Raw genomic sequence first — 23,784 nt, 5'->3', positions numbered from 1 at the left:
ATCATGAAGCGTTCGCTGCCCGTTTCGTTGTTGAGTCTGAGCCTGTTCGCCGCCGCTGCCGCGCAGGCCGCGCCGCCGCGGTACCGCATCGACTATCTGCCGTCGTTGGGCGGGTCCAGCACCGCCACCAGCATCAACGACCTGGGCTGGGTGGCGGGCCGCTCGACCCTGACCGCACCGCCGCCGTCGCACCGTCATGCCGTGCTGTGGCGCGGCGGCAAACTCACCGACCTGGGCACGCTGGGCAGTCCGGAGCGGCAAAGCGCCGTGGTGTGGCCGGTGAAGAACGTGCGCGGCCTCGTCGCCGGCATCGCCGAAACCGATGTGGTCGACAGCGAGGACGAGAACTGGAGTTGCTCGGCCTTCCTGCTCGGACGTCCGGCCGGCGCGCCGCGCTATCAGTGCCTGGGCTTCGTCTGGGAGGGCGGACGCATGCGCGCCTTGCCCACGTTCGGCGGCACGCACGGCTTCGCCACCGGCGCCAACAACTTCGGCCAGGTCGTGGGCTGGGCCGAAACCACGGTGCGCGACCCGGTGGGCTGCACCTTGCCGCAGAAGTTCCAGTTCCGCGCCGCGCTGTGGGAGCCGCGCCGCAACCGCCTGCGCGAACTGCCGCCGGTGATCGCCGCCGGCGACACCGTGAGCGCGGCGACTGCGATCAACGACCGTGGGCAGGTGGTCGGCATTTCCGGCATCTGCGACGACGCAGTCGGCAAGTTCAGCGCGATCCGAGCGGTGCTGTGGGAGCGCGATCGGCCGACGGTGCTGGGCGATATCGGCGGCCAGGCCTGGAACACGCCGATGGCGATCAATCCGCAGGGCGACGTGGTCGGCTTCGGCAATCAGTCGGTCACCGAGGAAGGCGCTCCGGATTGGGGGGCGTTCCTGTGGACGCGTCACGACGGCATGCGCGCCTTGCCCAAGCTCGCCGGTCATCTCAACGCGCAGGCGAACGGCCTGAACCTGTGGCGGCATGCGGTGGGGCGGTCGTGCACCGATGCCGGCATGTCGGTCTGCGATGCCGTGCTGTGGCGCGACGGCGGCGTGCATCGGCTGCGCGATCTGATCGCGGACTTTCCCGCCGCCGGGCCGCGCCTGACCACCGCGACCGATATCGACGATTTCGGCCGCATCAGCGGTCAGGCGATCGATCCGCAGACCGGCGCGGGTTTGGCCTACGTCGCCACGCCGGTGTACTGACGCCTGGCGACGACGCCTTGGTCGCGCGCGCGGCCAAGGCGCCAGCGCCAGCGTGGGCGCCGTTACCGCGCAAGCTCGCTCAGTCGGCTCGCGTGGCCAGCACCTGTCCCAGGCGCACCGCGGTTTCCGCCGCCAGCGCCGGCGACAGCGTCGCCACACCCGGCGGCAGCAGCACGATCACGGTCGAGCCGTAGTTGAAGCGCGCCATCTCGGCGAAACGCTCCAGCGCGATGTCGGCACCACGATAATCCTTGACCGTCACGGCGTCGCCGTAGCGCGGAATCTCCACGCCGCTCCATACCGTCTCCACGCCCGAGACCAGCAGCGCGCCGACCATCACCAGCGCCATCGGGCCGAAATCGGTATCGAAGTGGCAGACCAGGCGTTCGTTGCGCGCGAACAGCCGCGGCACGTTGCGCACCGCATCCGGCCCGACCGAAAACAGGCGGCCGGGCACGTGCACGGTTTCGCGCAGGCGGCCCGCCCACGGCATGTGCACGCGGTGGTAGTCCTTGGGCGAGAGGTACACGGTGGCATAGACGCCGTTGGCGAACGGCTCGGCGGCGGCCTCGTCGCCCAGCAGTTCGGCGGCGGTGAAGGACTGGCCCTTGGCCTGGAAGATGTCGCCGTCGACGATGGGGCCGCACTGGCTGATGCGGCCGTCGGCGGGCATCAGCAGGCTGCGCGGATCGGCGTCGGGTACGCGCGCGCCGGGCTTGAGCGCGCGGGTGAAGAAGGCGTTGAAGGTCGGATAGGCGCGCGGATCGGGTTCGGCGGCCTCGGACAGATCGACGCCGAACTTGCGCGTGACCGTGTCGATCAGCCACTGCTTGGTCGCCGGACGGTCGGAATAGGCCAGCGCACGCGCGATCGAGGACAGCAGGCGGTGCGGCAGGACGTAGGTAAGCGTGGTCAGCAAGCTCACGGCGTGGCCTCGGTCAGTGCGGCCATGTCCGCGGCGATGCCCTTGGGGTCCAGCGGCGGCTGGATCAGGCCGGCCATGCGGCCCTGCGGGTCCAGCACCGCCATCGACGCGCTGTGATCGACCGAGTACTGGTCGGCGCGCGCGCCTTCCGGCGGCGGCACCTTGGCGAACACCATGCTCAGCGATTTGGCGAAGCGCTCCAGCGCCGGCAGGTCGGCGGTGGCGGCCAGGGTGTCCTTGTGGAAGGCGTGCGCGTACTCGCCGATGCGGTCGGGCGTATCGCGTTCCGGGTCCACCGACACGAACAGCACGCGCGGGCGGCGCGCCTCCGGAATCGACGCCCACTGTTTCTGCGCCTGCGCCATTTCCGCCAGCGTGGTCGGGCAAATGTCGGGGCAGTGGGTGAAGCCCAGGAACACCAGGGTCCAATGGCCCTTAAGCTCGCCGGGCACCAGCGGCGTGCCGTCGGACTGCCGCAACGAGTAGTCGGGCAACTCGCGCGGCGGCGAGAACAGGCGCACGACCTGGGTCTGCGGCCACTGCGAGGGGGTGGCCGAGCCGAAGTGGCGCTGCGCGGCCCACAGGCCCAGTGCGGCGGCCAGCGCGGCGACGAGGACGATGACGGTGGTGCGATTGAACATGATCGGTCCGGCGAGGGTATCGCCGCCATGATACCGGCCCGGTCGCCCGGGGCGGGTGCGGCATAGCGCCGCAGCGTTAGTGGCGGCGGTCTTAGCCCTGCGGCCGCGTGTCGGCCGCGGCGCGCGAAGCGTTCGCCCGAGGTGTTTGCAGCGGCTCGGAAATATCCCGCGCGGCGGCTTTCGCTGCGCTCGATCTCTGTCTTTCGAGTGCACTTTATAAGGTTTCAAAGGTGTTTCGACATTATGGTCGTGGCATCGTTTGGCACTTAATAAAAGTAACGATTAAACGCTTTGTCCGCGTCTGCGCATTGCGGCAGAAAATATCCCTTGCGCCGCGCTGAAAAACCCGGCACAACTGGGGTCGTATCGGCGCAGTCCAAGGGATTGGCTGCGCATAAATTGATTAATGTTTGAGTATTAATTGCGCATTATCTTGGCGCGGTCCTGGTGCGAAAGGAGAAGCTGATGAAAGGGACGATTCACGAGGCGAGGCGTCGAGTGGCGAGGCGCAAGCGCCGTTGCGCGATCGCGATGCTGCTGCTTTTCGGTTTGGCCTCCGGCCCGGCCGCGGCGCAACTGGTGGTGCAAGACCCCACCCTGATCGTGGGCCAGGTCCGGCAGACCTTCGCCGACGCCAAGGAGTTCGGCCTGCAGGCCAAGCGCTGGGGCGAGACCTACGACCACTACAACAAGACCTACAACCATTACCGGCAGCAGCTGATCCGTCTGCAGCGCCTGAACTTCGGCGACCCGCAGATGGAGGACGGCTTCCCCGAACGCGACCTCAACTACGGCATGGAAGACCTATGCCCGGCCCAGGGCAGCGGCGAAGGCGGCATACGCGAGATCGCTACGCGCGTGTTCAAGCCCGCGCAACCGCAGATGGACGGCGCGGTGCTGGACGAGCAACAGAAGGTCTGCCAGCGCCTGGTGCAGGCCGAGAACGCCAAGTACAACGAATCGGCGCGCATGCTCAAAACGCTGATTCAGCGCAATCGCGATTTCCAGGCGTTGCAGCAGCAGCGCGACCGCGTCGGCCAGGAGCAGGGAGCGCTGGCCGCCAACGACAACGAGGTCCAGCGCTTCGTCGCCCGCATCACCATGGACCTGGACTACTGGCAGGCCCGCATGACCGCCTACCACAGCTACATCGAGTCCTTGAAATGGGATCAGGCCCGCCTGGCGAAGCGTGCGATGCGCGGCAAGAAGGGGCAGGGGCTCGACGGCATCGTCGGGCATGTGGTTCAGGCCGCGGCGTTGAAGGCGGCCTTGAGGCCTTGATGCCGACGCGGCGCGCGCAGCGCCGCGACATCTTTCGTTCCAGGGAACCCGCACCGGCAGGGAGTGCAGGATGCAAACAGCGATGGACTGGGGCCGTGGCATCGGGCTGGGCTGGGACGCGTGGTCGCCGCGCGTGGCCGGCATCGGCGACTTCGCCTTCTTCAAGCTGGTCAACGACTACCTGAGCGTGAAGGTCGATCAGTTCGGCCTGGCACTGATGGGGCGTTTCATGGCCTGGGCGACCAGCATCGCGCTGACCCTGGTCACGCTGTGGATCCTGATCGTTGGCTACCGCATCGTCACCGGCCAGTCGCGCGAGTCGATGGTGGCGCTGATCACCCAGCTCACGCGCATCGCGGTGATCGTGGGCGCGGCGACCACCATGTCGGTGTTCGGCGGCGATCTGCATCGCGGCTTCACCCACGACCTCGACCGCGAGGTGCACGGCATATTCACCGGCGACAACGGACGCAGCTCGGCCGATGCGATCGACGAGAACCTGGCCTACATGCAGGTGGCGCTGGGCGCGATCGACGCGGTGCAGATCGTCGACGGCGACCAGCAGATGTACGACGAGAAAGCGCGCGCGATGCTGTTCGCCGGCCTGGGCACCGCCAGCCCGCCGATGACCGCCGGCGCGATGCTGCTGCTCTACAAGTTCACCCTGGCCTTGTTCGTCGGCCTTGGCCCCTTGTTCATCCTGTGCCTGATCTTCGACCAGACCAAGGACCTGTTCCGGAAATGGCTGATGTACGGGCTGGGCACCTTGTTCTCCATGGCCATGCTCAGCGCCGTGACCGCGATCGCGCTGGAACTGGCCTCGCGCGTGGCGGTGGCGTTATGGATGGCCAAGGCGGTCAACGGCATCCTGGGCACCGACGTCGAAGGCCTGACCACGCAGGCGATGCAGCAGGGCGGGATCGGGCTGCTGCTGACGGTACTGATCGTTACGGTGCCGCCGGCGGCGGCGATGTTTTTTCAGGGGACGGTGGGGAGTTTTCAGTCGTTTAGCGCTTTTGGCTCTGGTGGTACATCGTCAACGCAGCGAACTCACGATCAAGCGATGCGAGGGAATGCTCCTGCGACTTCATCTAGTGGCGATGCGAACTCACAAGTCTTGCCGGGTCTCGCGCATCGGAACCCGAGCGTGCCTGCTGCTAACATAGGGAGAAGTGCGTGATGAGTGTGCTGTTTCGCCTTTGTGCCGCATTTTTTCTTCTCGCGCTTCTTGGAAATGCATCCGCAGAGGGCAATTGTCCGCCAGGCTACTATCCGACGAGTGGGCCTCAGAGTCCTGTACAGGGGTGTGCTCCTATCCCAAACGAGTCCAGTTCTGCCTGGACTGGGCAAGGTGCGACGAGCAGTTGGGGCGCAATCGCTATAGATCTGGGTTCAAGTAATGTAGGGATTGGGGTCTCAGTCGCTGCCAAGAGCAAGCGGCAGGCTACACGGGAGGCGTTGAGCAGTTGCCGAGCGAAGGGTGGTAGGGCTTGCAAAATTAACCTTACCTACAGCAATCAGTGTGCCGTGGTGATCGCGGGCGTTCCGTATTCGAAAGCTCAGGCTGGCCCCACGGTAGAAGTTGCCGCGGCATATGGACTTCGCCTCTGTGAGGAGGCCGGGGCTGCCCAGTGCCAGATTTACTACAAAGCCTGCAGCCTGCCAGAACAAGTTCAGTAGCCGCGACGCCCCCTTTGGCCGCCTGACGCGATACAGTGCTACTTCGACCTTGGCCCGGGAATCCTGAGCGAGTCGTCGAACCATCACGGAAAGACCCCAGGGCATCAAACGGACCATGGCCCCCAACGACCCCAGCCCGAATCAAGCCGCCGACCTCGACTGGTCGGCCTCCGCGCGCACCGTCGAGGGCGGGGTGCTGGCCGGCTTCGCGGTGCTGCTGCTGGCGATCGCGGTGGCGGTGCTGGGCATCAGCGGGACCAATCTGAACGTGGTCGAGCTGTCCAAATGGGGCGCGATCACGGCCGGGATGCTGCAAATCCGGGCTTCGGTGCTGGCGACCTGCCTGGTGGCCCTGGCCGGTCGGCGGTTGCTGGGCAACCCGGAGCAGGGCGAGGTGGCCGGCGCGGCGCGGTCGTTGCGGGCGGCCCGCAAGTTGGTGGCGATCGCCTGGCTGTTGGCGCTGGCCATGGTCAGCCTGCCGCTGATGATGGAGCTGCCGCTGCACGTGCCCGAGACCGGTGTGGTGTTCGGCCTGCTGTTGCTGGCCGGTGCCGCGCAGGTGGTGGTGGGGGCGATGGTGTACCGCTCGCTGGCCGCGCTGGTGACCGGGCAGACGGGGGCGGCGCCCTTCGGATTGCGCTTGTAGGGCTTCATGGCCTGGCGGTCGGCGATGCGAAGTGCCGGCCCGATCCCCGTATCGAGGCGATGCGCCGGCCACGCTGCCGGTCGCGACCCTACGCATATAAGGGCGATCCCGGCCGCAGCGGCCGTCCGTCGGCCCCTGGCCGCTATAATGCGCGGCCCCATTACGTTTCCGGACCCGCCGTGCCCTCCGTCACCTTCGAGCAACTGACCGTCATCGACCTGATCCGCTACGGCGCCAGTCGCTTCAATGGGGCCGGGCTGACCTTCGGTCACAGCTACGACAATGCCCTGGACGAGGCCACCCAACTGGTCCTGCATGCGCTGCACCTGCCGCACGATCTGAGCCCGGTCTATGGCGCCTCCAAGGTCACCACGGACGAGAAGGATGCGGTACTGGCGCTGTTCGAGCGACGCATCGGCGAGCGCATTCCGGCCGCCTACCTGACCGGCGAGGCCTGGTTCGCGGGGCTGAGCTTCAAGAGCGACCGCCGCGCGCTAGTGCCGCGCTCGCCGATCGCCGAGCTGATCGAGTCGGGCTTCGAGCCCTGGCTGGGCGGCCGCCAAGTCGAGCGCGCGCTGGACCTGTGCACCGGTTCGGGCTGCATCGCCATCGCCACCGCGCACTACCATCCGGATTGGACGGTGCACGGCGCCGACATCAACGACGAGGCGCTGTCGCTGGCTGCGGAGAACAAGACCCGCCTGCACGCCGACAACGTCGAGCTGCGCAAGTCGGACCTGTTCGACGGCCTGCAGGGCGAGGTTTACGACCTGATCGTGACCAATCCGCCCTACGTGACCAACGACGAAACCGACGCGCTGCCCAAGGAGTATTCCTACGAGCCCGACCTGGGGCTGCGCGCCGGCTTCGACGGCCTGGACCTGGCGCTGAAGATCCTGCGCGACGCGCCCGATCACCTGAGCGAGCACGGTCTGCTGATCTGCGAGGTCGGCGAGGCCGAGCGCGCGCTGGTCGAACTGCTGCCGGAGCTGCCGCTGGCCTGGGTCGAGTTCAAGGTCGGGCAGATGGGCATCTTCGTCGCCGAGCGCGCGGACCTGGTCGAGCACCACGAGCGCATCGTGCAGCTCGCGGGCCAGCGCGGCGGCTGATCCGGCCGGATGGACAGGAAGGCGCGCATACTGGCACCGCTGGATGCGCGCGGCCGCGGCCTGGAAATCGGGCCTTCACACAACCCCGTCGCGCCCAAGCGCGCGGGCTACGCGGTCGACATACTCGATCACGCCGATCGCGCCGCGCTGGTGGAGAAGTACCGCGACCATGGTGTCGACCTGGATGCGATCGAAGAAGTCGATTTCGTCTGGAACGGCGGCAGCTACGCCGAACTGACCGGGCGCCGCGGCTACTACGACTGGATCATCGCCTCGCACGTGATCGAGCACATGCCCGATCTGGTCGGCTTCCTCAACGACTGCGACGCGCTGCTGGGCCAGGGCGGGGTGCTGTCGCTGGCGGTGCCGGACAAGCGCTATTGCTTCGATCGGCTGCGCGCGCCGACCGGGCTGTCGCAACTGATCGACGCGCACCTGCAAGGCCGCAGCAACCACACGCCGGGGCAGGTCGCCGACTATTTCCTCAACGTGGTCAAGCTGGACGGCCGCATCGCCTGGGACGCCGCGCTGGCGCAAGGCCGCTCGCTGGACGCGGTCGAGTTCGTGCACACTGCCCAGGACGCGAGCGCCGGCATGGACGCGGTGCGCCAGCACGGTGCTTATCTGGACATCCATGCCTGGTGCTTCACCCCGAGCGGGTTCCGTCTGTTGCTGGACGATCTGCACCGGCTGGGATTGGTGGCGCTGCGCGAGTCCGCGTTCGGCGACACCCACGGCCATGAGTTCTACGTGGCCTTGTCCCGCGACGGCGCGGGCCCGGGTCGCGACCGCCTGGCGCTGATGCGCGAGGCCGAAACCGAAATGGCGGCGTGCGCGCTGTGAATCGCGCGCGCCGCGGCTGACGAGAGAGACGCATGTCGAACAACACCTTCGGCCGCCTGTTGCGGGTCACCACTTTCGGCGAGAGCCACGGTCCGGCGATCGGCTGCGTGGTCGACGGCTGCCCGCCGGGGCTGGCGATCGCGCCGGAGGAGTTCCGTCGCGACCTGGATCGCCGTGCGACCGGCAAGACCCGCCACACCTCGGCGCGGCGCGAGGCCGACGAGATCGAAATCCTCAGCGGCGTGTACGAGGGCCGCACCACCGGTACTCCGATCGCGCTGCTGATCCGCAACACCGATGCGCGCAGCAAGGATTACGGTTCGATCGCCGAGCAATTCCGTCCCGGCCACGCCGATTACAGCTATTGGCAGAAGTACGGCCTGCGCGACCCGCGCGGTGGCGGACGTTCGTCGGCGCGCGAAACCACCATGCGCGTGGCCGCCGGCGTGATCGCCAAGAAGTGGCTGGCCGAGCGTCACGGCGTACGGGTGCGCGGCTTCATGTCGCAGATCGGCGAGATCTTCCCCAACGGCTACGACTTGGGCGTGGTCGAGGACAATCCTTTCTTCTGGCCCGATGCCGCACAGGTCGCGGAGTTGGAGGCGTACATGGACGCGCTGCGCAAGTCCGGCGATTCGGTCGGTGCGCGCGTGGATGTGGTCGCCGACAACGTGCCGCCGGGCTGGGGCGAGCCGATCTACGGCAAGCTCGACGGCGAACTGGCCGCGGCGCTGATGAGCATCAACGCGGTCAAGGGCGTGGAGATCGGCGACGGTTTCGCCGCGGTGGCCGCGCGCGGCACCGAGCACCGCGACGAGATGTCGCTTGCCGGCTTCGCCTCCAACCATGCCGGCGGCATCCTCGGCGGCATCAGCACCGGCCAACAGCTGCATTGCTCGACCGCGTTCAAGCCCACCTCCAGCCTGCGCCTGCCCGGGCGCGGCCTGGACGTGCACGGCAACGAGGTCGAGGTGATCACCACCGGCCGCCACGATCCCTGCGTGGGCATCCGCGCCACCCCGATCTGCGAGGCCATGGTCGCGCTGGTGTTGATGGACCAGGCCCTGCGTCACCGCGCCCAGTGCGGCGACGTGGGCGAGGTGACGCCGCGCATTCCGGCCGGCGACGCCGATGCCTGATCGCCCGCGCGTCTGGGTCTCGCAGCCGCTGTTCGCCGACATCGTCGGACGGCTGGACGAGTACTTCGACGTGGTCTCCACCACGACCGTGTCGCAGCACGCGCCGGAGGCGGTCGCCGCGGCCCTGCGCGAGGCCGACGGCGCGCTGGTGACGCTCAACGACGCGGTCGGCGCGGCCCAGATCGCCGGCGCCTCGCGCCTGCGCGCGGTCGCCAACGTCGGCGTGGGCTACAACAACCTGGACCTGGCGGCGCTGAGCGCGGCCGGGATCCTGGCCAGCAACACCCCCGACGTGCTCACCGAGACCACCGCCGACTTCGGTTTCGCGCTGATGATGGCGACCGCGCGCCGCATCACCGAGGCCGAGCGCTGGCTGCGCGACGGCCATTGGCGGCAGTGGAGCTTCGAGTCGTTGCTGGGCAGCGACATCCACGGCGCCACCCTGGGCATCCTGGGCATGGGCCGCATCGGCCGCGGCATCGCGCGCCGCGCCGGCGGTTTCGGCATGCGCGTGCTGTACCACAACCGCAGCCGGCTGCCCGACGAGGTCGAGCGTGAGCACGGCGCGCGGTACGTCGGCTTCGAGGCGCTGTTCGAGCAAGCCGATCATCTGATCCTGGTGCTGCCGTACGCGCCCGAGAACTACCATCTGGTCGATGCACGAGCGCTGGCGCGGCTGCGCCCGCACGCCACCCTCACCAACATCGCCCGCGGCGGCCTGATCGACGAGGACGCCCTGGCCGACGCGCTCGCGGGCGGGCGCCTGGCCGCGGCCGGGCTGGACGTGTTCGAGGGCGAGCCGGCGGTCAATCCGCGTCTGCTGGCGCTGCCCAACGTGGTGCTGACCCCGCATATCGCCAGCGGCAGCCTGGCCACGCGCCGGGCCATGGTCGCACTGGCGGTGGCCAACCTGATCGCCGCGCTGGACCGCGGCCCCGACGCCGGGCGCCCGCCGTCGCCGCTCAATGCCGACGCCGTGGCACGGGCGCGAAAACCCGGCGCCTGAACCCGCCGCGTCCGGCGTACGCGCAATGCGAACGCCGATCCTGCATTGATGACGCGCTTAGCCGATAATCGGCGCATGCCTGCAGTGAGCGGCTCCCTTTATGCAACACCCGCCGGAAATGGGTCCGGCGGCCCCCCAAGCCAGGTAAATCGGAACTGATGAACGCCAAGACGTCCTGCAATGTTGCCGTGGTCGGTGCTACCGGAGCGGTCGGTGAAACCATGCTCAAAGTCCTCGCCGAGCGGAAATTCCCGATCGGCAAACTGCATGTGTTGGCGAGCGAGCGCTCGGCGGGCGAGAAAATTCAGTTCGAAGGCAAAACCCTGGTGATCGAGGATCTGGCCACGTTCGACCCGGCCGGCGTCGACATCGCCCTGTTCTCGGCCGGCGGCTCGGTGTCGAAGGAGTACGCGCCCAAATTCGCCGCCGCCGGCGCGGTGGTGATCGACAACTCCTCGGCCTTCCGCTACGACGACGACATCCCGCTGGTGATCAGCGAGGTCAACCCCGAGCAGGTCGCCAACCGTCCGCGCGGCATCATCGCCAACCCGAACTGCTCGACCATGCAGATGCTGGTCGCGCTGGCGCCGATTCACCGCAAGGTCGGCATCGAGCGCATCAACGTGGCGACCTACCAGTCGGTGTCCGGCACCGGCCGGCGCGCGCTGGAGGAACTGGGCCGGCAGACCGCGGGCCTGCTGAATTTCCAGGAGACCAAGGCCGAGGTGTATCCGGTGCAGATCGCGTTCAACGTGATCCCGCACGGCGGCGATTTCACCGACAACGGCTACACCACCGAGGAAATGAAGCTGGTCTGGGAGACCCGCAAGATCCTCGGCGACGACTCGATCGGCGTGAACCCGACCGTGGTGCGCGTGCCGGTGTTCTACGCCCATTCCGAGGCGGTGCACATCGAAACCCGCGAGAAGCTCAGCGCGGCCGATGCACGCAAGCTGCTGGAGACCGCGCCCGGGCTGGAAGTGGTGGACGAAGCGGTCGGCGGCGGCTATCCGACGCCGGTCACCCACGCCTCCGGCACCGATCCGGTTTATGTGGGCCGCATTCGCGACGACATCTCGCATCCGCGCGGCCTGTCGATGTGGGTGGTGGCCGACAACATCCGCAAGGGTGCGGCGCTCAACGCGGTGCAGGTGGCGGAGCTGGTCTGGGCCGAGCAGCGCGCGCAGAACGCGGCCTGAGCGGCCGTGCGCAGCGTAGTGTGGCCGTGTGACGGCCGCATTGCGTATTAACCGTGGCGGCGGCTAGAGTCGCCGCCAGGGGACAGGGAGTGGGTATCAGAGTGAAGCATCGTTTCGCGCGCACCGCGTTGGCATTGGCGCTGGCTCTGGCCAGCGGCGGCGCCTGCGCGCTCGGCCTGGGGCAGATCGAGGTCAAGTCGCGCTCCGACCAGCCCCTGCTGGCGGAAATCCCGATCGTCTCCAGCGACCCCGCCGAGCTCGAGCAGCTGCAGGCGCGCCTGGCCTCGCCGGAGACTTTCGCCCGTATCGGCCTGATGCCGCCGACGGGCATCGTCTCTGACCTGCAATTCCAGGTCGCGCTGGACGCGCGCGGCAACCCGGTGATCCGGGTCACCAGCGAGCAGCCGGTGAACCAGCCGCTGGTGACCTTCCTGGTCGAGGTCGATTGGGGCCAGGGCCGCCTGGTGCGCGAGTACTCGGCGCTGATCGACACCCCCAAGACCGTATCGGCGCCGTTGCAGCCGCCGATCGAGGCGCCGGTGTCGGCGCCGTCCAACCTGATCGAACGTCCGCTGGACCCGGCCGCCGTGGTCGCCAGCGACACGCCGACCGATCCCGCCGCGGTGGTGCCGGACCCGGCCGCCGTCGACGCCGTGCCGGCCGCGCCCGTGCATGCCTTCCCCGAGCGGCCGACCGCGATCGCGATCGCGCCGCCGGCGCCGTCGCCCGTGCCCTCGGTGGCGGTCGCCCCGGCCAACGCCGAGACCGCGCGCGACGGCGCGATCGAAGTCAAACGCGGCGATGCCTTGTCGCGCATCGCCAGCGGCCTGGAACTGGGCGAGGGCTACAGCCTGGACCAGACCATGGTCGCGCTGCTGCGCGCCAACCCCGACGCCTTCATCGGCGGCGACGTCAACCGCCTCAAGCAAGGCGCGATCCTGCGCGTGCCCAGCGGCAACGAAGTGGCCAGCATCGACGCCGGCGAGGCCAGCGCGCTGGTGCGCAGCCAGGTGCAGCAATGGCGCCAGGCGCGCAGTCCGGCGCCACAGCCGGCGGTGGAGCCGGTGCCGCTGGCGACCGCGCCGCGTGCGAACGCGGCCGGCACAGGCGCCGCGACGGACGCGACGGCCTCGTCCGGCGCGCGTCTGGAAATCGTTCCGCCGGGCGCCAGCCGCGCCACGCGGGCGGGTACACAGTCCGGCATCAACGCCGGAGGCGAGGGCCAGATGCTGCGACAGGAACTGCAAGAATCCAACGAATCGCTGGCCGCGCGCGAGGCCGAACTCACCGACCTCAAGGGCCGGGTGGCCGAGTTGGAGCAACTGCAGAAGCAGCAGCAACAGCTGATCCAGCTCAAGGACACCGAACTGGCCGCGGCGCAGCAGCGCCTGGCCGAATCCAATCAGAAGCAGGCCGCCGCCCAGGGCGGCGCGATGCTGCCGTGGGCGATCACCGGCGCGGTGCTGTTGCTGGCCGTGCTGGGCGGTTGGTTCATGCGCCGGCGTCCGGCCAAGCCGGTGTTCCGCGCGCCGGGCGCGGCGGCGCCGTCGATCGCCGACGCCTTCGCCGAACCGGCCTCCGAACCCGCGGCTCCGGCCGTCGAGGAGGCCGCGACGCCCGCGGCGTCCAAGCCGACCCAGGCGCCGTTCTGGACCACCGCGCCGGCCGCGCCGGCCAACGAGCGCAAGGTGCCCGCCTGGCACGTGGCCGCCGTCGGCCACGGCGAGTCGCCGGCGCAGGAGCCCTTGCTGGCCGCGCAACCGGGCCAGGAGCGCCTGGAACTGGCGCGCGCCTACATGGACCTAGGCGATCACGAAAGCGCGCGCCAGCTGCTGGGCGAAGTGGCGGTCAACGGCGATCTGGCCGCGCGCCAGCAGGCCGCGCGGATGCTGCGCGAGCTGGAGTAAGGCGTGACGGTCGAGGTTTCGACGACGCCCGCCGCGGCCGCCACCACCGCCCAGGATCCGGCCGCGACGCGGCGCTACGCCGTAGGCATCGAGTACGACGGCAGCGCGTTTTCCGGCTGGCAGCGCCTGAACCGGCCGGGCGAACCCGAATCGCGTAGCGAACCCACGGTGCAAGGCGCGGTCGAGGAGGCGCTGTCCTTCGTCGCCGGGCGCCCGATCGAGGTGACCTGCGCCGGCCGCACCGATGCCGGCGTGCATGCGTCCTGCCAGGTGGTGCATTTCGACGGCCCGGCGCAGCGCGAACCGCGTGGCTGGGTGCTGGGCACGACCTCGCGTCTGCCGCCTTCGGTGTGCGTACGCTGGTGCGTGCCGGTGGCCGACGATTTCCATGCGCGCTTCTCGGCGCGCGCGCGCCGTTACCGATACCGCATTCTCAATCGCCCGGTGCGCCCCGCGTTGCAGCGTCAATACCTGAGCTGGGAGCGCCGTCCGCTGGACGCCGACGCCATGCACCGCGCCGCCCAGGCGCTGCTGGGCGAGAACGACTTCTCCGCGTTCCGCACCGTGCACTGCCAGGCGCCGCACGCGCGCCGAGATCTGCAGTACATCGCCGTGCGCCGCGACGGCGATGTCGTCGAGATGGAAGTGCAGGCCAACGCGTTCCTGCATCACATGGTGCGCAACATCGTCGGCAGCCTGTTGCCGGTGGGCCGCGGCGAGCAGCCCGAGGCCTGGATCGGCGAGTTGCTGGCGGGCCGCGACCGCACCGTGGCCGGGCCGACCGCGCCCTCGGCGGGCCTGGTCTTCATCGGTCCGCGTTACCCTGCGGACTGGCCGTTGCCGGCGGAGGTGCTGTTGTGAGTCATCCGACCAAGACCCTGTTCCGTACCCGCATCAAGTTCTGCGGCTTCACCAGCCCCGGCGACGTGCGCCTGGCATGCGAGCTGGGCGCCGACGCGATCGGCTTCGTGTTCGCCGAATCCAGCAAGCGCCGGGTCGAGGCCGAGGAAGCGCGCGCGATGCGCCAGGCGCTGGCGCCGCTGGTCGACGCGGTGGCCTTGTTCATGGACAACCCGGTCGACCAGGTGCGCGAAGTGGTGCGCCAGGTGCGGCCCAGCCTGCTGCAGTTTCACGGCGACGAGACCGACGCCTTCTGCCGTTCGTTCGGCGTGCCGTACATCAAGGCGGTGGCGATGGGCGAGGGCGGCGACACCGGCGCATCGGCGGGCCTGGCCCTGCATGCGCGCTATCCCGCCGCGGCCGGCTTCCTGCTCGACAGCCACGTCGCCGGCGGCAGCGGCGGCAGCGGCAAGACCTTCGACTGGTCGCGCATTCCCGGCGGCATGCACAAGCCGTTCCTGCTCGCCGGCGGTTTGGTGCCGGACAACGTGTTCGACGCCATCATGGCCACGCGCCCCTGGGGCGTGGACGTCTCCAGCGGCATCGAAAGCGCACCGGGCCGCAAGGACGGCGACCTGATGCGGCGCTTCGTCGAGGAAGTGCGGCGCGCGGATTGCCATTCCGATTGAGGCGTTCCGGCTTGCGTCGAAACGATGCGGGCACATGCCCCATTCCACACGGCCAGCGAAGCAGGATGCGGTGACAACCGCATCGACGCGCTAACCGAGAGTCGCGGTAGTGCGGTTCGCTACGCTCACCGCACCCTACGGCTTCGCCGGCGTCATTCCGACTGATCCATCCGCGCTCAAACCTGCGCCAACGCCTCGCTCAACCAAGCCGCCAACTCCGCCGCGCGCGCATCCTCGCGCCGGCGCGGCGTGCACAGCACCCAACGCGCATCGGTGTCGACGAAGCCCCACGGCGCCAGCAGGCGCCCAGCGGCGATGTCCTCGGCCACCAGCGGCTGCGGCGCGATCGCCACGCCCAAGCCGGCGTTGGCCGCTTCCAGCAGGTAGTAGAGGTGGGCGAAGCCCGTGCCGGGACGCAGCGCCGCCGGGTCCAGTCCGGCCCGTGTCGCCCAGTCGCTCCAGGCCTGCGGGCGCGAGGCGGTGTGCAGCAATTCCAGCCCCTGCAAAGCCTGCGGCGGCGCCGTGCGCAAGGCCGCGGCACCGGGCCAGCGCGGGCTCAGCACTGGGCCGATGCGTTCCACGGCCAGCTCGCGCACCTGCCAGTCGGCCGGCCACGGCGGCGCGGCGATCAACAGCGCCGCGTCCAGGCCGGTGAGCGCGGTATCGGGCGCGGTGTCGTTGGCGGCCAGGTGCAGGCGCAGCGCCGGGCGCTGCTGCGCCAGGCGCTCCAGCCGCGGAATCATCCAGCGCGCCAGCACGCTGCCGGGGCAGCCCAGCACCAGCGGCGCCTGCGTCGGCCGCCGTTGCAGTTCGGCCCAAGCCGCGCGCAGCGGCGCGAAGCCGTCGGCCGCAGCTTCGTACAGGCGTTGCCCAGCCGGCGTCAGCGCCAGACCGCGGCCCTCGCGCAGGAACAGCGCCGTGCCCAACGCCTCCTCCAGCACACGCAGCTGGCGGCTGACCGCACCGTGGGTCACGTGCAGTTCGGCGGCGGCCCGGCCCACGCCGTCCAGGCGCGCCACCGCCTCGAACGCGCGCAGGGCATTGAGCGGGGGCAGGTCGCGGCTCATCGATAGGTGAGTTTTTCTGACGGATAGCGCCGATATTATTCGTTATCGGCGCCCTTTGCCTGCGATAAAGTGTCGGACGTCTCCCCGCCAGCCCCGCCCGTGACCGCCATTACCGATTACCACGCCTATCCGGACGCCTCCGGCCATTTCGGCCGCTACGGCGGCCGCTTCGTCGCCGAAACCCTGATCGGGCCGCTGGAGGAACTGGCCGCGGCCTACGACGCCGCGCGCGTCGATCCGGCCTTCATCGAAGCCTTCGACCGCGACCTGGCCCACTACGTCGGCCGGCCCAGCCCGATCTACCACGCCCAGCGGCTCAGCGACGAAGTCGGCGGCGCGCGCATCCTGTTCAAGCGCGAGGACCTGAACCACACCGGCGCGCACAAGATCAACAACACCATCGGCCAGGCCCTGCTGGCCAGCCGCATGGGCAAGCCGCGCATCATCGCCGAGACCGGCGCCGGCCAGCACGGCGTGGCCAGCGCCACCGTGGCCGCGCGCCTGGGCCTGGAGTGCGTGGTCTACATGGGCGCGACCGACATCGAGCGGCAGAAGATCAACGTCTATCGCATGAAGCTGCTGGGCGCGACGGTGGTCCCGGTGACCAGCGGCTCGGCCACGCTCAAGGACGCGCTCAACGAGGCCATGCGCGACTGGGTCACCAACGTGCGCGACACCTTCTACATCATCGGCACCGTCGCCGGCCCGGACCCGTACCCGCGCATGGTGCGCGACTTCAACGCCATCGTCGGCCGCGAGGCGAGGGCGCAAATGCTGGCCGAGTACGGCCGCCTGCCCGATGCGATCACCGCCTGCGTCGGCGGCGGCAGCAATGCGATCGGCCTGTTCCATGCCTTCCTCAACGATGCCTCGGTGCGCATCGTCGGCGCCGAAGCGGCCGGCGACGGCATCGACAGCGGCCGCCACGCGGCCTCGCTGGCCGCCGGCCGCCCCGGCGTGCTGCACGGCAACCGCACTTACGTGTTGTGCGACGACGAAGGCCAGATCATCGAAACCCATTCGGTCTCCGCCGGCCTGGACTATCCCGGCGTCGGCCCCGAACACGCCTTCCTCAAGGATGCCGGCCGCGCCGAGTACGTCGGCGTCAGCGACGACGAAGCGCTGGCCGCGTTCCACCAGCTCGCGCGCACCGAAGGCATCCTGGCCGCGCTGGAATCCAGCCACGCCATCGCCCAGGCGGTGAAGCTGGCGCGGACCATGCCCAAGGACCAGATCGTGCTGTGCAACCTGTCCGGCCGCGGCGACAAGGACGTGCACACGATCGCCGGACGCGAGGGCATCGTGTTCTGAGTTTTTCCTTCTCCCTGTGGGAGAAGGTGCCCGTAGGGCGGATGAGGGTGCGGCGCGAGTACGGCGCCGCGCATCCGCGCCGAACCCTCACCCCAACCCCTCTCCCGACGGGAGAAGGGCTACCAGCAGAAGCCGCAGTCATCGCATGAACCGCATCGACATCCGTTTCGCCGCGCTCAAGGCGCACAACCGCAAAGCCCTGGTTCCGTTCTTCACCGCCGGCGATCCGTCGCTGGAGGCGACCGTGCCGGTGATGCACGCGCTGGCCGCCGCCGGCGCCGACGTGATCGAGCTGGGCGTGCCGTTCTCCGATCCCATGGCCGACGGCCCGATCATCCAGCGCAGCTCCGAGCGCGCGATCGCGCGCGGCGCCGGCCTGTCCTACGCCTTGCGCTGTGTGGCCGAATTCCGCCAGCGCGACGCCGACACGCCGGTGGTGCTGATGGGCTACCTCAACCCGATCGAGATTCGCGGCGCGGCGCGCTTCGCCGCCGAGGCGGTCGCGGCCGGCGTCGACGGCGTGCTGCTGGTCGACCTGCCGCCGGAGGAAGCCGCCGAGCTGCGCGCCGCGTTCGATGCGGCCGGACTGCAACTGATCCTGCTGGCCTCGCCGACCACCACCGACCAGCGCCTGGCGCTGCTGTGCGACGACGCCCAGGGCTATCTCTATTACGTCAGCTTCGCCGGCGTGACCGGGGCCGACCGTCTCGACGCGGTCGCCGCCAACCAGCGCCTGAGCGAGATCCGCCAGCGCAGCCGGGTGCCGGTGGTGGCCGGCTTCGGCATCAAGGACGCCGCCAGCGCCACCGCGATGGCGCGCGAGGCCGAGGGCGTGGTGGTGGGCAGCGCCTTGGTCGCGGCGTTGGCCGCGACCCATGTCGAAGGTGCCGTCGCGGCGATCGCTGCGACCGATGCCGCCACCGCGTTCCTGACGCCGCTGCGGCAGGCGCTCGACGCGCCGGCCTGAGCCCGGTGGGCGTTGCCGTCGCCCCTGCCTGACGCAAACCCGGCTGCGCTAAACTGGACCGCTAGGGAAAGTCCGGACGCGTCCCTCCAGGACGGGTACGGACTCTCGCTGGATCAAGCACTTGCGTGCTCGATCCACGAACGCGCCATGCTTGGCGCCTAGGCCGGGTTCCGCCACGGACCGTGGACCGGCCCCTCCAGCAGCCTGAACGGGAAAAACGCAACGCATGTCCTGGCTCAAAAAACTCATGCCCGGCAGCCGCACCGGCATCCGTACCGACTCCGCCGGCGCCAAGCGCCGCAGCGTGCCCGAAGGGCTGTGGGAGAAGTGCGACCGCTGCGGCGCCGTGCTCTACCGGCCCGAACTCGAGGAAAACCTCGAGGTCTGCCCCAAGTGCAGCTTCCACATGCCGATCCGCGGCCGGGTGCGTCTGAACGCCCTGTTCGATGCCGGCAGCACCAGCGAGATCGCGGCCGAACTGGGCCCGACCGACGTGCTCAAGTTCAAGGACCAGAAGAAGTACTCCGACCGCATCAAGGCCGCGCAGAAAGCCACCGGCGAGCGCGACGCCCTGATCGCGATGCGCGGCACCCTCAAGCAGCGGCCGCTGGTCGCCTGCTCGTTCGATTTCGCCTACATGGGCGGCTCGATGGGCTCGGTGGTCGGCGAGCGCTTCGCGCGCGCGGCCGAGGCCGCGCTGGAGATCGGCTGCCCGTTCGTGTGCTTCTCCGCCAGCGGCGGCGCGCGCATGCAGGAAAGCCTGTTCTCGCTGATGCAGATGGCCAAGACCTCGGCCGCGCTGGGGCGCCTGCGCGAGGCCGGCCTGCCGTACATCTCGGTGATGACCCATCCCACCACCGGCGGCGTCTCGGCCTCGTTCGCGATGCTGGGCGACATCAACATGGCCGAACCCGAGGCCCTGATCGGCTTCGCCGGCCCGCGCGTGATCGAGCAGACCGTGCGCGAGAAGCTGCCCGAAGGCTTCCAGCGCAGCGAGTTCCTGGTCGCCCACGGCGCCATCGATCAGATCTGCGACCGCCGCGAACTGCGCGAGCGCCTGGCCCACTTGTTGGCGATGCTGATGAAACAGCCGCAGCCGGAAGACGACGCGGAGGCCGCCGCTTGAGCCGCAAGTACTTCGGTACCGACGGCATCCGCGGCCGGGTGGGCGAGGGCCCGATTTCGGCCGATTTCGTGCTGCGGCTGGGCAACGCTTACGGCCATGCGCTGGCGCGGCGCGACTGGCGTAAGCCGGTGGTGATCATCGGCAAGGACACGCGCATTTCGAACTACATGTTCGAGGCCGCGCTGGAGGCCGGACTGGTCGCGGCCGGCGTCGACGTGCAGCTGATGGGCCCGATGCCGACCCCGGCGGTCGCGCACCTGACCCATTCGATGCGCGCCGACGGCGGCATCGTGATCTCGGCCTCGCACAATCCGCATTACGACAACGGCATCAAGTTCTTCTCCGCCGAAGGCGAGAAGCTCGACGACGCCACCGAACTGGCGATCGAGGCCGCGCTGGAGCAGCCGTTCCGCACCGTGCCCTCCGAAGAGCTGGGCAAGGCGGTGCGCACGCGCGACGCGCTGGGCCGCTACATCGAGGCCTGCAAGGGCTCGGTGCCCAAGGGCTTCGACCTGGGCGGCATGCGCATCGCCATGGACTGCGCCAACGGCGCGACCTATCAGCTCGGCCCGCTGGTGCTGCGCGAGCTGGGCGCGCGCGTGGACGCGATCGGCATCGACCCCAACGGACTCAACATCAACGACGGCGTCGGCTCGACCCATCCGGAAACCCTGGCCGAACGCGTCAAGGCCAGCGGCGCCGACCTGGGCATCGCCTTCGACGGCGACGGCGACCGGGTGCTGTTCGTCGACGGCGACGGCACCGTGCGCGACGGCGACGACCTGATCTATGTGCTGGCCTGCGACTGGCAGGACAGCGGCCGCCTGCGCGGCCCGGTGGTCGGCACGCTGATGACCAATTACGCGCTGGAGCGCGCGTTCCAGCAACGCGGCATCGGTTTCCTGCGCGCCAAGGTCGGCGACCGCTACGTGCACCAGCAACTGATCGCCAACGGCGCGGTGCTGGGCGGCGAGGCCTCCGGCCATCTGCTGTGCCTGGACCGCACCAGCACCGGCGACGGCATCGTTAGCGCGCTGCAGGTGCTGGAGGTGCTGCGCCGCCGCGGCATCAGCCTGGCGCAGGCGCTGCAGGGTTTCGTCAAAGTCCCGCAGAAGACCGTCAACGTGCGTTACGAAGGCGGCGCCAAGCCGGCCGAGGCACCGGCGGTGCAGGCCGCGCTGGCGCAGGCGCAGACCGCCGTGGCCGGCCGCGGCCGCGCCTTCCTGCGCCCCTCCGGCACCGAGCCGGTGGTGCGCGTGACGGTGGAAGCAGACGATCGTCAACTGATGCTGGATACACTGCAGCGTCTGGCCGAAGCCGTGCGCACCGCCGCGCAGTGAGCCGCGGCCAAAGCGCCATGGCTGGCGCGCGGAACCGCTGAATGGTCAGCGGCTCCGAACTCATGAGACCGAACGAGATGACTTCGCAGATTCCGACCTTAGATATCCGCCGCTTCGACACTGATCGCGACGCCTTCGTCGCCGAGCTCGGCGCGGCCTACCGCGAGTGGGGCTTCGCCGGCATCCGCGGCCACGGCATTCCGGCCGAGCAGATCGACCAGTCCTACGACCTGTTCAAGCGCTTCTTCGCGCTGCCGGAGGAGACCAAGCGCCAGTACCACGTGCCCGGCAGCGGCGGCGCGCGCGGCTACACCCCGTTCGGCGTGGAGACCGCCAAGGACTCCAAGCACTTCGATCTCAAGGAGTTCTGGCACGTCGGCCGCGAGATTCCGCGCGACTCCAAGTACGCCGAGGCGATGCCGGCCAACCTGTGGCCGGACGAGATTCCCGAGTTCCGCGAGCAGGCTTACGGCCTGTACCAGGCGCTGGATTCGCTGGGTTCGCGCGTGCTCAGCGCGCTGGCCCTGCATATCGGCCTGCCGGAGAACTATTTCGCCGACAAGACCGACTCGGGCAATTCGATCCTGCGCCCGATCCACTATCCGCCGATCACCGCCGACGACATCCCCAACGAGCGCGCCGGCGCGCACGAGGACATCAACCTGATCACGCTGCTGGTCGGCGCGAGCTCTGAAGGCTTGGAAGTGAAGTCGCGCAAGGGCGAGTGGGTGCCGTTCACCGCCGACGCCGACACCATCGTGGTCAACATCGGCGACATGCTGCAGCGCCTGACCAACCACGTGTATCCGTCGACCACGCACCGCGTGGTGAACCCGCCGGGTGAGAAGGCGCGCCAGCCGCGTTATTCGACGCCGTTCTTCCTGCACCCGAATCCGGATTTCCTGATCGACGTGCTGCCCTCGACGATCACGCCGGACAACCCCAGCCGCTATCCCGAGCCGATCACGGCGCAGGGCTATCTGGAAGAGCGCTTGCGCGAGATCAAGCTCAAGTAAGCCGGTTCGCGCCGCCGGTTCGGCATTGCCCTAGCTCTCGCACAGAGAAGCTCCGGGGCTTAGTCGGGGCATGGCGCTGAAGTCACTGGATCCCCGCCTTGCGCGGGGATGACGGATCGGGACAGCGTGGCGTCTCGGGGCCTCGCGGCTTCGGCCGTCCCTCGGCTCGTCGCCATCGCGACTTTGGCGGTCGCTTCCTCTCGTCGCCTTCGCGCTTTGGCCGTTGCTTTTGCTCGTCGTCCTCGCGAACGCGGGGACCCAGGGCTCCACCGAGGTAGGGCACCGAAGTCTCTGGATCCCCGCCTTGCGCGGGGATGACGAATCGGGGCCGCGCGGCGTCTCGGCGCCTCGCGGCTTCGGCCGTCCCTCAGCTCGTCGCCATCGCGACTTTGGCGGTCGCTTCCTCTCGTCGCCTTCGCGCTTTAGCCGTTGCCTTTGCTCGTCGTCCTCGCGAACGCGGGGACCCAGGGCTCCACCGAGGTAGGGCGCCGAAGTCTCTGGATCCCCGCGCGCGCGGGAGATAACGCATCGGGGTCGCTACCCGCGACTCCTAATCGCGAGTCCCGAACCCAACTCCCCGTTCCTCAGCACCCCACCACGTTGCACAGCGGGATCAGATTGTCGTCGTTGAAGCGCGCGCCCACATAGGCCGAGCCGAACGCGCCGATGTGCGGCCCGCTGACCACGCTGTTGACCTGATTGCCGCCGTGCGAGTTCGGCGTGTAGTTCATCAACCAGCCGCCGCCGCTGCTGCCGTAGGTCATGTCGCAGCCCTGGACCAGCACATTGGTGCCCTCGTTGGCGGAGCTGTAGGTCTGGCCGGCGCAGATGTTGGTGTACTGCGTGCTCATGTCGGCCGAGTAGCCGATCGAATACATGAACTGCGAATAGCCCTGGTTCCAGGCGCGGCCCAGCCAGCCCACGTAGTTGGTCACCGGCTGGCCGGTGCTGACCTCGCCGGTCAGGCGGATCAGGCCCAGATCCCAGCGGCGGCCGCCGTTGCTGACCCACTGGCTCGGCACCGTCGCCTGGGCCCAGCGGTAGCTGCCGTAGGGCGCCACGCCGTAGCGTTCGGCCGGCACGAACACGAAGTTGGAGTTGAAGCCGGCGCCGCGCGTGTAGACGCAGTGCGCGGCTGTCGCCAGCACCGAGTTGCCGCTGACCACGTTGGCGGTGCAGTACGAGGAGCTGCCGTCGGGCTTGGTGAAGTAGAGCTTGCCGATCTTGTTCCACGGCGCGGCGGTCCACTGCGAGGTGTAGTAGTTGCCCGGGAAACGCGTGTAGCCGTAGTGGGCGCCGTCCTGGGCTTCCACGTCGCCGGCCTGACTGATGCGGTTGCCCTGCTTGGCTTCCAGCGCATCGACAGCCTTCCAGGCCTCGGCGAACTGGTTGCGTGCCTGGTAGTTGGCGAACGACGGCGCGGCGCCGCCTTCGCTGCGCGCGGCCGGGCCCAACACGCGGGCCTGCGGCTCGGGCTTGAACGCCTCGGCCTTGTCTTGCGCCCACAACAGCGGCTTGACCGCTGCGCGCTGCTGCGCGGTCGCGAACGGCGCGGGCAGGGCGCCCTTGGCGAGGCTGAGGGTCTTGGGGGCGTTGGCGACGGCGACGTCGCCGTGCGCGGTGCGGACGATCTTGACGTCGGTGGCGTGGGCGGCCAGAGGCAGGATCAGGCTGGCGACCAGCGCGGCGAGCGTGGGGGAAGAAACGTGGTGCGACTTCATGTGCAGCTCCTTGATGGGTGTTGCGTCCATATGGCGCGTCGGGCCGTGGGGTTAGGGGAATCGCCGCGCGCGGCCCGGCGCACGGAGAAAGTCGCGAGCTGGGCGCTCCATCGGCGCAGCGAGGCCCGTTC

Annotated in this window: 21 protein-coding genes; 17 read left to right on the top strand and 4 right to left on the bottom strand. The window is 69.2% G+C overall.

Annotation, left to right across the window (positions count from 1 at the left end; translation table 11 throughout):
• Positions 1–3 precede the first annotated feature (3 nt).
• Positions 4–1,200, top strand: a complete 1,197-nt coding sequence (locus tag LVB77_RS13725; RefSeq protein ID WP_232906657.1) for a hypothetical protein — start codon at positions 4–6, stop codon at positions 1,198–1,200.
• Positions 1,201–1,279: 79 nt separating this feature from the next.
• On the opposite strand, the gene asd is transcribed toward LVB77_RS13725, so the two are convergent.
• Positions 1,280–2,125 carry an archaetidylserine decarboxylase gene (asd, locus tag LVB77_RS13720; RefSeq protein WP_232906656.1) on the bottom strand — a complete coding sequence of 282 codons (846 nt, stop codon included), beginning with the start codon at positions 2,123–2,125 and terminating at the stop codon, positions 1,280–1,282.
• Positions 2,122–2,766: an SCO family protein gene (locus LVB77_RS13715; RefSeq protein WP_232906655.1), complete on the bottom strand. Its 645-nt coding sequence runs from the start codon at positions 2,764–2,766 to the stop codon at positions 2,122–2,124. Before LVB77_RS13715 ends, asd begins: the two co-directional genes overlap by 4 nt.
• A 531-nt stretch (positions 2,767–3,297) precedes the next feature.
• Here LVB77_RS13715 and LVB77_RS13710 point away from each other — a divergent pair.
• The 11 genes from LVB77_RS13710 to LVB77_RS13660 all read left to right on the top strand — a co-directional run bounded on the left by LVB77_RS13710 (position 3,298) and on the right by LVB77_RS13660 (position 15,105).
• Complete coding sequence (locus LVB77_RS13710) at positions 3,298–4,047, top strand: hypothetical protein (RefSeq protein ID WP_232906654.1); 750 nt, start codon at positions 3,298–3,300, stop codon at positions 4,045–4,047.
• A 70-nt stretch (positions 4,048–4,117) separates the two neighbouring features.
• Complete coding sequence (locus tag LVB77_RS13705) at positions 4,118–5,227, top strand: type IV secretion system protein (RefSeq protein WP_232906653.1); 1,110 nt, start codon at positions 4,118–4,120, stop codon at positions 5,225–5,227.
• 615 nt (positions 5,228–5,842) lie between these two features.
• Positions 5,843–6,373: a hypothetical protein gene (locus LVB77_RS13700; RefSeq protein WP_232906652.1), complete on the top strand. Its 531-nt coding sequence runs from the start codon at positions 5,843–5,845 to the stop codon at positions 6,371–6,373.
• 179 nt (positions 6,374–6,552) lie between these two features.
• Positions 6,553–7,482, top strand: coding sequence for a 50S ribosomal protein L3 N(5)-glutamine methyltransferase (prmB, locus tag LVB77_RS13695; protein ID WP_232906651.1), 930 nt, complete (start codon positions 6,553–6,555; stop codon positions 7,480–7,482).
• 9 nt (positions 7,483–7,491) lie between these two features.
• Complete coding sequence (locus LVB77_RS13690; RefSeq protein WP_232906650.1) at positions 7,492–8,325, top strand: methyltransferase domain-containing protein; 834 nt, start codon at positions 7,492–7,494, stop codon at positions 8,323–8,325.
• A gap of 32 nt (positions 8,326–8,357) precedes the next feature.
• Positions 8,358–9,464, top strand: coding sequence for a chorismate synthase (gene aroC, locus LVB77_RS13685; RefSeq protein WP_232906649.1), 1,107 nt, complete (start codon positions 8,358–8,360; stop codon positions 9,462–9,464).
• Positions 9,457–10,470 (top strand): D-glycerate dehydrogenase, encoded by a 1,014-nt coding sequence (locus LVB77_RS13680; RefSeq protein ID WP_232906648.1) that lies wholly within the window; start codon positions 9,457–9,459, stop codon positions 10,468–10,470. The genes aroC and LVB77_RS13680 overlap by 8 nt, the downstream gene beginning before the upstream one ends.
• 158 nt (positions 10,471–10,628) lie before the next feature.
• Positions 10,629–11,669 (top strand): aspartate-semialdehyde dehydrogenase, encoded by a 1,041-nt coding sequence (locus tag LVB77_RS13675; RefSeq protein ID WP_232906647.1) that lies wholly within the window; start codon positions 10,629–10,631, stop codon positions 11,667–11,669.
• A gap of 101 nt (positions 11,670–11,770) precedes the next feature.
• On the top strand, positions 11,771–13,576 hold the full coding sequence (locus tag LVB77_RS13670; RefSeq protein WP_232906646.1) for a FimV/HubP family polar landmark protein: 1,806 nt from the start codon (positions 11,771–11,773) through the stop codon (positions 13,574–13,576).
• Positions 13,577–13,663: 87 nt separating this feature from the next.
• The gene (gene truA, locus LVB77_RS13665) at positions 13,664–14,437 is read left to right on the top strand and encodes a tRNA pseudouridine(38-40) synthase TruA (RefSeq protein ID WP_232910294.1); all 774 of its coding nucleotides are present in this window, start codon (positions 13,664–13,666) and stop codon (positions 14,435–14,437) included.
• Complete coding sequence (locus LVB77_RS13660; RefSeq protein WP_232906645.1) at positions 14,434–15,105, top strand: phosphoribosylanthranilate isomerase; 672 nt, start codon at positions 14,434–14,436, stop codon at positions 15,103–15,105. The genes truA and LVB77_RS13660 overlap by 4 nt, the downstream gene beginning before the upstream one ends.
• 176 nt (positions 15,106–15,281) lie before the next feature.
• Here LVB77_RS13660 and LVB77_RS13655 read toward each other — a convergent pair whose 3' ends face one another.
• On the bottom strand, positions 15,282–16,172 hold the full coding sequence (locus LVB77_RS13655; RefSeq protein ID WP_232906644.1) for a LysR family transcriptional regulator: 891 nt from the start codon (positions 16,170–16,172) through the stop codon (positions 15,282–15,284).
• Between the two features lie 99 nt (positions 16,173–16,271).
• Here LVB77_RS13655 and trpB point away from each other — a divergent pair, with 99 nt between their 5' ends.
• From trpB to LVB77_RS13630, 5 genes are all read left to right on the top strand, one after another.
• On the top strand, positions 16,272–17,483 hold the full coding sequence (trpB, locus tag LVB77_RS13650; protein WP_232906643.1) for a tryptophan synthase subunit beta: 1,212 nt from the start codon (positions 16,272–16,274) through the stop codon (positions 17,481–17,483).
• A gap of 145 nt (positions 17,484–17,628) precedes the next feature.
• Positions 17,629–18,450 (top strand): tryptophan synthase subunit alpha, encoded by an 822-nt coding sequence (trpA, locus tag LVB77_RS13645; RefSeq protein ID WP_232906642.1) that lies wholly within the window; start codon positions 17,629–17,631, stop codon positions 18,448–18,450.
• Between the two features lie 226 nt (positions 18,451–18,676).
• Positions 18,677–19,576, top strand: a complete 900-nt coding sequence (accD, locus tag LVB77_RS13640) for an acetyl-CoA carboxylase, carboxyltransferase subunit beta (protein WP_232906641.1) — start codon at positions 18,677–18,679, stop codon at positions 19,574–19,576.
• Complete coding sequence (gene glmM, locus LVB77_RS13635) at positions 19,573–20,916, top strand: phosphoglucosamine mutase (RefSeq protein ID WP_232906640.1); 1,344 nt, start codon at positions 19,573–19,575, stop codon at positions 20,914–20,916. Before accD ends, glmM begins: the two co-directional genes overlap by 4 nt.
• A gap of 77 nt (positions 20,917–20,993) precedes the next feature.
• The gene (locus LVB77_RS13630; RefSeq protein WP_232906639.1) at positions 20,994–21,932 is read left to right on the top strand and encodes a 2-oxoglutarate and iron-dependent oxygenase domain-containing protein; all 939 of its coding nucleotides are present in this window, start codon (positions 20,994–20,996) and stop codon (positions 21,930–21,932) included.
• Between the two features lie 584 nt (positions 21,933–22,516).
• Here LVB77_RS13630 and LVB77_RS13625 read toward each other — a convergent pair.
• Positions 22,517–23,653, bottom strand: coding sequence for a trypsin-like serine protease (locus tag LVB77_RS13625; RefSeq protein ID WP_232906638.1), 1,137 nt, complete (start codon positions 23,651–23,653; stop codon positions 22,517–22,519).
• Between the last annotated feature and the right edge of the window lie 131 nt (positions 23,654–23,784).

Origin of the sequence: Lysobacter sp. 5GHs7-4 (assembly GCF_021284765.1) — a bacterium.
Lineage (GTDB): Bacteria > Pseudomonadota > Gammaproteobacteria > Xanthomonadales > Xanthomonadaceae > Lysobacter.
The sequence above is the reverse complement of the archived record's forward strand: the minus strand, read 5'-3'. Positions and strand labels throughout refer to the sequence as shown.